The 6,994-nt window shown below is 67.4% G+C and carries 8 protein-coding genes; 2 read left to right on the forward strand and 6 right to left on the reverse strand.

Features of this window, described 5'->3' with window-relative positions; genetic code table 11:
- Positions 1-22: 22 nt before the first annotated feature.
- The 6 genes from ABE459_RS19500 to ABE459_RS19525 all read right to left on the reverse strand — a co-directional run bounded on the left by ABE459_RS19500 (position 23) and on the right by ABE459_RS19525 (position 4,646).
- On the reverse strand, positions 23-583 hold the full coding sequence (locus tag ABE459_RS19500; protein ID WP_125465670.1) for a DUF4136 domain-containing protein: 561 nt from the start codon (positions 581-583) through the stop codon (positions 23-25).
- Between the two features lie 20 nt (positions 584-603).
- Positions 604-1,239 (reverse strand): DUF4136 domain-containing protein, encoded by a 636-nt coding sequence (locus ABE459_RS19505; RefSeq protein WP_125465669.1) that lies wholly within the window; start codon positions 1,237-1,239, stop codon positions 604-606.
- Between the two features lie 21 nt (positions 1,240-1,260).
- The gene (locus ABE459_RS19510) at positions 1,261-2,010 is read right to left on the reverse strand and encodes a methyltransferase domain-containing protein (protein ID WP_125465668.1); all 750 of its coding nucleotides are present in this window, start codon (positions 2,008-2,010) and stop codon (positions 1,261-1,263) included.
- Positions 2,007-2,312 carry a MazG-like family protein gene (locus ABE459_RS19515; protein WP_125465667.1) on the reverse strand — a complete coding sequence of 102 codons (306 nt, stop codon included), beginning with the start codon at positions 2,310-2,312 and terminating at the stop codon, positions 2,007-2,009. The genes ABE459_RS19510 and ABE459_RS19515 overlap by 4 nt, the downstream gene beginning before the upstream one ends.
- 128 nt (positions 2,313-2,440) lie before the next feature.
- Entirely contained in the window at positions 2,441-3,292 is an 852-nt protein-coding gene (locus ABE459_RS19520) for a MaoC family dehydratase (protein ID WP_323830387.1), read from the reverse strand.
- A 1-nt stretch (position 3,293) separates the two neighbouring features.
- Positions 3,294-4,646: a 3-oxoacyl-ACP reductase gene (locus ABE459_RS19525; RefSeq protein WP_323830386.1), complete on the reverse strand. Its 1,353-nt coding sequence runs from the start codon at positions 4,644-4,646 to the stop codon at positions 3,294-3,296.
- Positions 4,647-4,760: 114 nt separating this feature from the next.
- Here ABE459_RS19525 and ABE459_RS19530 point away from each other — a divergent pair, with 114 nt between their 5' ends.
- Together ABE459_RS19530 and ABE459_RS19535 are read left to right on the forward strand one after the other, a co-directional pair.
- Positions 4,761-6,038 carry an acetyl-CoA C-acetyltransferase gene (locus tag ABE459_RS19530; RefSeq protein ID WP_323830385.1) on the forward strand — a complete coding sequence of 426 codons (1,278 nt, stop codon included), beginning with the start codon at positions 4,761-4,763 and terminating at the stop codon, positions 6,036-6,038.
- Positions 6,039-6,088: 50 nt separating this feature from the next.
- Positions 6,089-6,877 (forward strand): helix-turn-helix transcriptional regulator, encoded by a 789-nt coding sequence (locus ABE459_RS19535; RefSeq protein WP_125860518.1) that lies wholly within the window; start codon positions 6,089-6,091, stop codon positions 6,875-6,877.
- The last annotated feature ends 117 nt before the right edge of the window (positions 6,878-6,994 follow it).

The following is a 6,994-nucleotide window of genomic DNA, read 5'->3' on the forward strand; positions in this document are numbered from 1 at the left end:
GAATCGTGCATGCCCATCGGGCTCAATGGGGTGGGTAGTTGCTCAATACCTGGGTCACGGTTTTCTGGATCGCTGTGTTGCGCTCCTGTGGGCTGGGCGGGTAGTTGTTCATGATCTGCTCGGCGCTGCCGCGCCAGACCAGCTTGCCGTCGCGGCCATCGAACATGTCGACCTGGATGGTCGCCACCTTGTAGTCGACGCTGCGGGTCTCGTTGTACATCGGGCCGCCCCAGTAGCCCCCCCAATAGCCGCCCCAGGCGCCACCGTAGTTGGTGGTGACCTGCTGCTGGCGGTCCTCGACGATCAGGTAGGCGCGCACTTTCACATCAGGTTTGGCGTTGCCCTGTACCGGGCGCAGGCCGCGCTGGTCGAGCTGGCCGGCGACGGCCTGGCGGATGCGCTGCTCGGTAAGGTCGCTCTTGATCCGCGGGTCATCCGGCCGGTACTGCAGGCCGGGCTCCTGCCAGGCCCAACTGCGGTAGGCGGCGAAATCGCGGCTGGCATCGAAATCCTGCTGGACGTTGTTGCTCGCACAGGCACCGAGCAGCAGCGCGAAGGACAGTACAACGAGACGTCGCAACATGATGGTTCTCCGTTAAAAAGTTAACTGGGAGGATAGCCGCTCAGTGCCTTGCTCACCGACTCGCGCAGTGCGCTCTCGCGCTCGCGCGGCGAGTCCTTGTCACTGCCGCTTTCGGCGCTGGCGCTCCACACCGGCTGGCCGTTGCGCGCGTCGAACAGGTCGATGCGCACCACCATGACCTCGACCTGGTAGGTGCGCACGATCGGTACGCTGCCATAGGCGCCATAGCCGTTGCGGTAGCCGCCGTAGCCGACGCTGCCGTACGGGTAGGGCCCGTAGTAGGGGTCGTAGCTGTCGTAGTCGCGCACCTGGCGCAGGCGCCGCTCCAGGCGGATGTCAGCGCTGACCAGCAAGTCTGGCGCGCCACCCCGGGCCGGGCGCAGGCCTTGTTGATCGAGGGCGCTGCTCACCGCGTCGGCCAGTTGCCCCGGTTCGCCGTTGGCCAGGCCGAGGGGCTGCTGGTTGTCGCGCCAACTCCAACTGCGGTAGCGGCCATAGTCGCGCGGTGGCGTCGGGTAGGCGCTGGCATCGAAGGTGCCGGCGGCCTGGGGCGGGGCCGGCGGGATGGGGTTGCCACTGGCCACGTAGGGGTTGCTGCTTTGGCAGGCGGCCAGGGCGAATGGCAAGAGGGCCAGGCAGAGCAAGCGGTACGGCATGGTTCCTCCTGGCCGTTGGGGTCAGTGCGGGCGGCAGATCCAATGCAGGTAGCGGCCGAGCCCGGCGAAACTCGGGTGACGGCGGTGCGCCAGTTCCATTTCCAGCAGGTCGAGCAGCTCGGCCTTGTCCTGGAATTCCTTGGGCATGTAGTCGTGGAACACACGCACGCCACTTTCGCTTTCGACCTGCCACAGAGGTTCAAGTTGCGCCCGCAATTGGCGCGGATCAAGTGGTTTTTGCGGGGTCAGGCTCTGCTTTTCACCGGCCAGGCGGTTGCTGCGCAACTTGCGGAAGTGGCCCTTGAGCAGGTTGCGGTAAACCAGCGCGTCGCGGTTGTAGAACGCCAGCGACAGCCAGCCGCCGGGGGCGGTCAGCTGGTGCAGTACCGGCAGGATGCTCTCCGGTTCGGCCAGCCATTCCAGCACCGCGTGGCACAGCACCAGGTCGTAGGGTTCGGTCAGCTGGCCGAGCAGGTCCTGCCACGGCGCCTGGATGAACGTGGCCTGCACGCCGGCCTCGGCGAAGCGGGTACGGGCGCCTTCGAGCATCGGCTCGGCGGGCTCGGCCAGGGTCAGCTGGTGGCCGCGCTGGGCCAGCCACAGGGCCATGTGGCCCAGGCCAGCGCCGATGTCGAGGATGCGCAGCGGGCGGTCGGGCAGGGCGTCGGCGAGGTCGGCCTGGAGCACCGCCAGGCGGATCGCGCCCTTGGCGCCACCGTAGATCTTCTCGGCGAAGCGGGTGGCCAGTTCATCGAAGTGACGGTCGTTCATTTGCCGAAGCGCCTCTCGCTATCGGCGAGCTTGGCCCGTACCACGTCGTTCATGTCCAGGCCCAGCTCGCTGCACAGCAGCAACAGGTAGAGGACGATGTCGCCGACTTCCTGGCCGGCATGGGCGAGTTGCTCCGGGGGCAACTGGCGTGACTGGTCTTCACTCAACCATTGGAAGATTTCCACCAGCTCGGCCATTTCCACGCTGGCGGCCATGGCCAGGTTCTTCGGGCTGTGGAAGCCGCGCCAGTCGTTGGTGTCGCGGATCCGGTGCAGGCGTTCGGTCAGTTCTTGCAGGTTCATCGGGGCTCTCCTCGTGGCGCATAGCTTCCGGCGAGGTCGACGGTAAAGCAAGTGACATCAGCGCAGGCCTCATCGCGGGGCAAGTCGCATCGGCGCACCGCCGCTCCCACGCTTGCCCCGCGAGATGATCAGCAGGAACGCCAGCGACCTACCATGTGCAGCAATCCGCCATGCCCATCCAAGCGCAGCTCACCGGTTGGCGCCGCCGCACTGGCGCTGAGTATCACTTCCGAAGGCAAGCGCACCGGCTTGTGGAAATCCACGTCGAAGCCATAGCCGGCCTTCGGTAGATGGCCCTGCAGCGCCGCCAGCGCCATGGCTTTGCTCCACATGCCGTGGGCAATGGCCCTGGGGAAACCGAACAGGCGTGCGCTGGCCGCGCTCAGGTGGATCGGGTTGTAGTCACCGCACACCCGGGCGTAGCGCCGGCCGATATCGCTGTCGGCGTACCAGCGGGTGGCTTCGGGCAGCTCAGTGGGGGCGGTTTCGCCGGCTGGTTGCGCGCTGGCGTCGAGTTTCAGCCTGCGCACCAGCATGCGGCTGGTCTCGCGCCAGAGCAGGCCCAGGCCATCCTCGGCCTCGGTGATCAGGTCGAACGTGCCGCCTTTCTCGTGCGCCTGCAGGTTCTGTGCATGCACGGCGAAGCGCAGCCCGTCGATGCCGCCGAGCGGGCGCAGCACTTCGATGCTGTTATGCAGATGCACCATGCCCAGCAGCGGGAAGGGGAAGGCGTTGGCGGTCAGCAGTTGCAACTGCAGGGTGAACGCCATGATGTGCGGGTAGGTGCCCGGCAGGCGGCCATCGTCGGGGAAGTGACAGAGCCGGCGGTAGGCCGCCAGGTGGTTCGGGTCGACCCGCAGGAAGCAGCGCAAGCCTTGCTCGGGGAGCTGCGTGGCGCTGATCTTGCGTTTGCGCAGGGCGCGCAGGTACAGGTTGGCCCGTGCGTCGGGGCTGTGCAGGTCGTGCCAGGTCAAGGTCATGTCAGGCTCCTATCAGTGCCTGCCCGCAAACGCGCAGGACCTGGCCGTTGACCGCCCCCGAACCCGGCTGGCTGAGCCAGGCGATGGCTTCGGCGACATCCTGCGGCAGCCCGCCCTGGCCCAGCGAGCTCAGGCGTCGCCCAGCCTCGCGCAGGCCCATGGGCATGGCGGCAGTCATGTGGGTTTCGATGAAACCGGGGGCCACTGCGTTGATGCTGGCGCCGTGCTTGGCCAGTGTCGGTGCCCAGGCCTGGGCAAAACCGATCAGCCCGGCCTTGCTCGCCGCGTAGTTGGCCTGGCCACGGTTGCCGGCGATGCCGCTGACCGAGGCGAGCAGGGTGATGCGTGCGCCATCGTGGAGCTTGCCGGCCTCGAACAGCGCCTGGGTGAGCACTTGCGGCGCCTTGAGGTTGACCGCCAGCACCGCGTCCCAGTACTCCGGGGTCATGTTGGCGAGGGTCTTGTCGCGGGTGATGCCGGCGTTGTGCACGAGGATATCGAGGCCATCGGGCAGCGCCTCGACCAGTTGCGTGGCGGCGTCGGCGGCGCAGATGTCCAGGGCCAGGGCGCGGCCACCCAGGCGCTCGGCGAGGGCGTCGAGGTCCTTTTGCGCCTGGGGCACGTCGAGCAGGGTCACCTCGGCGCCATCACGGGCCAGGGTTTCGGCGATGGCCGCGCCGATACCACGGGCGGCGCCGGTGACCAGGGCCCGGCGCCCGGCGAGCGGGCGGGTCCAGTCACCGACCTGGGCGGCGCAGGCGCTCAGGTGCAGTACCTGGCCGCAGATGAACGCGCTCTTGGGCGAAAGGAAGAAACGCAGCGCACCCTCCAGCTGGTCCTCGGCATCGGCGCTGACATACAGCAGGTTGGCGGTGGCGCCGTTGCGCAACTCCTTGCCCAGCGAACGGCTGAAGCCTTCGAGGGCGCGCTGGGCAACGCCGGCCTGCGGGGCGTCGGTGGCCTGCGGGGGGCGGCCGAGGATCACCACGTGGGCGCAAGGCGCCAGGCTGCGCAGCAGCGGTTGGAAGAATTCGCGCAATTGCTTGAGCTGGTCACTGTCGGCCAGCGCGCTGGCATCGAACACCAGCGCCTTGGGTTTTGGCCCAAGGCCGGCGACCCAGGCCGGCGATTGCAGGCTGTCGTCATTGAAGCTGTAGCATTCGGCTGTCAGGCGCGGGGCAATGCTCTCAACCTGCCTGGCCAGTGGCCCGCCGCCCAGCACCAGGGCGCCTTCCACCGGGCGCAGGCGGCCTGGTTGCCAGCGTTCCAGCGGGGCCGGGCGTGGCAGGCCGAGGGCATCGACCAGGCGCCGGCCGAGGTTGGAGTTGGCAAAGCCGAGATAGCGATCACTCATGTACGGATCTCCCTGAAGGCAAGCATGCAAGTGTGGACCATGTTTGTGGCAGGGGCGTTCTACCAGGCGAAAAGAACTACGCTTACGGATCAATTTGCTTCTGGAGTTACAGGCATGCGTTCAACTCGCCGGGTCGCGATCCTGGGTGGTAACCGGATTCCCTTCGCACGCTCCAATGGCGCCTACGCCCGGGCCAGCAACCAAGCGATGCTGACGGCGGCGCTGGAGGGCCTCATCGAGCGTTATCGCCTGCACGGCCTGTGCCTTGGTGAAGTGGCGGCCGGGGCGGTGCTCAAGCATTCCCACGACATGAACCTGACCCGCGAATGTGTGCTCGGCTCGCGCCTGTCGCCATGCACCCCGGCCTACGATATCCAGCAGGCCTGCGGCACGGGGCTGGAGGCCGCGCTGCTGGTCGCCAACAAAATTGCCCTGGGGCAGATCGACAGTGGTATTGCCGGCGGCGTCGACACCACCTCCGATGCACCGATCGCGGTCAACGAGGGCCTGCGCCAGATTCTCCTGCAGGCCCACCGTGGCCGGACGCTGGGCGAACGCCTCAAGCCCTTCCTGAAGTTGCGCCCACGGCACTTGAAACCCGCACTGCCGCGCAACGGTGAACCGCGTACCGGGCTGTCGATGGGGGAGCATTGCGAACGCATGGCGCAGATCTGGCACATCGAGCGTGCGGCGCAGGATGAACTGGCGCTGCAGAGCCACCAGAAACTGGCCGCCGCCTACACCGAAGGCTGGCACGACGACCTGCTGACGCCCTACCTGGGCCTGACCCGCGACAACAATTTGCGCCCCGACCTCAGCCTGGAACAGCTGGCCAGGCTCGAGCCGGTGTTCGACCGCAGCGGTCAGGGCAGCCTGACGCCGGGCAATTCCACGCCGTTGACCGATGGCGCCTCGTTGGTGCTGCTGGGCAGTGATGACTGGGCGCAGGCCCATGGCCTGGAAGTGCTGGCGTATCTGGTCGATGGCGAGAACGCCGCCGTCGATTTCGTCCACGGCCAGGAGGGTCTGCTGATGGCGCCGGTGTATGCGGTGCCACGGCTGCTGGCGCGCAACGGCCTGCGCCTGCAGGACTTCGATTTCTACGAGATCCATGAAGCCTTCGCCGCGCAGGTGCTGTGCACGCTCAAGGCCTGGGAAGACCCCGACTACTGCCGCACGCGCCTGGGGCTGGACGCACCGCTGGGGGCCATCGACCGCAGCAAGCTCAATGTAAAGGGCAGCTCGCTGGCCGCCGGGCATCCGTTCGCGGCGACCGGCGGGCGCATCCTGGCCAACATGGCCAAGCTGTTGGCCGGGCGCGGCAAGGGGCGTGGGCTGATTTCGATCTGCGCGGCGGGCGGGCAGGGGGTGACGGCCATCGTCGAGCGCTAAGCCGGCGCGGGGCTGTTAGTCTTGTCCGATCAGAAACAACAGGCCTAGCCATGTCGACCGTCGGACAGACCCCCGCCCCGCGCCCCATCCCCGCCCTGGACCATCTGCCCAGGCCACTCTACGCCCGTGCCGAAAGCCTAGGTGCCGGCTCCTGGACCACGCGCCACCAGCATGACTGGGTGCAGTTCTCCTACGCCATCAGCGGCGTGCTTGGCGTGTATACCCGTGACGGCAGCTACTTCGCCCCGCCGCAGTGGGGGGTGTGGATACCGGCGGGGGCCGAGCACGAGGTGGTGACTTCGATGCAGGCCGAGATGCGCAGCCTGTACGTACGACGCGATGCCTGCCCCTGGGCCACGCAGGAGTGCCGGGTGCTGGAGGTGACGCCGCTGGCGCGGGAGCTGATCAAGCAGTTCTGCACCTTTGCCGTGGACTACCCCGAAGGCGATAGTGTCGAGGCACGCCTGGTGTCGGTGTTGCTCGACCAGTTGCGCCTCTTGCCGCAAGTCGCGTTCTCCCTGCCGTTGCCCCGCCATCCCGGCCTGCTGGCGCTGTGCAACGGGCTGATCGCCGCGCCCGACCAGCCGCAGACCTTGCAGCAATGGGCGGTGCAGTTGGGGGTGTCGGAGAAGACCTTGATGCGCCTGTTCCAGCGTGAGACGGGGTTGAGCTTTCGCAACTGGCGCCAGCGCATGCGCCTTTTGTCATCGCTGGCGCTGTTGGAGGCGGGGGAGAGTGTGACGGACGCGGCGTTGGGCTGTGGCTATGACTCCACGTCGGCCTTCATTGCGGCGTTCAAGCAGTTGTTCGGGGCGACGCCGGGGGAGTTGAGGCTCTGAATCCATAGCGGGGCAAGCCCGCTCTCATCTGGCTAACACGATCTCTGTAGGAGCGGCCCTTTGTGGGGGGAGGGGCGGCCCCGGGGGGCCCGGGGCAGGGTGAGCACCAGCAGTGCC

Source organism: Pseudomonas sp. TWI923, assembly GCF_039673365.1.
GTDB lineage: Bacteria > Pseudomonadota > Gammaproteobacteria > Pseudomonadales > Pseudomonadaceae > Aquipseudomonas > Aquipseudomonas sichuanensis.

Excerpts from the sequence above, each read along its gene's own strand:
- ABE459_RS19500 (WP_125465670.1), bottom strand. The coding sequence starts at position 583 with ATGTTGCGACGTCTCGTTGTACTGTCCTTCGCGCTGCTGCTCGGTGCC.
- ABE459_RS19505 (WP_125465669.1), bottom strand. The coding sequence starts at position 1,239 with ATGCCGTACCGCTTGCTCTGCCTGGCCCTCTTGCCATTCGCCCTGGCC.
- ABE459_RS19510 (WP_125465668.1), bottom strand. The coding sequence starts at position 2,010 with ATGAACGACCGTCACTTCGATGAACTGGCCACCCGCTTCGCCGAGAAG.
- ABE459_RS19515 (WP_125465667.1), bottom strand. The coding sequence starts at position 2,312 with ATGAACCTGCAAGAACTGACCGAACGCCTGCACCGGATCCGCGACACC.
- ABE459_RS19520 (WP_323830387.1), bottom strand. The coding sequence starts at position 3,292 with ATGACCTTGACCTGGCACGACCTGCACAGCCCCGACGCACGGGCCAAC.
- ABE459_RS19525 (WP_323830386.1), bottom strand. The coding sequence starts at position 4,646 with ATGAGTGATCGCTATCTCGGCTTTGCCAACTCCAACCTCGGCCGGCGC.
- ABE459_RS19530 (WP_323830385.1), top strand. The coding sequence starts at position 4,761 with ATGCGTTCAACTCGCCGGGTCGCGATCCTGGGTGGTAACCGGATTCCC.
- ABE459_RS19535 (WP_125860518.1), top strand. The coding sequence starts at position 6,089 with ATGTCGACCGTCGGACAGACCCCCGCCCCGCGCCCCATCCCCGCCCTG.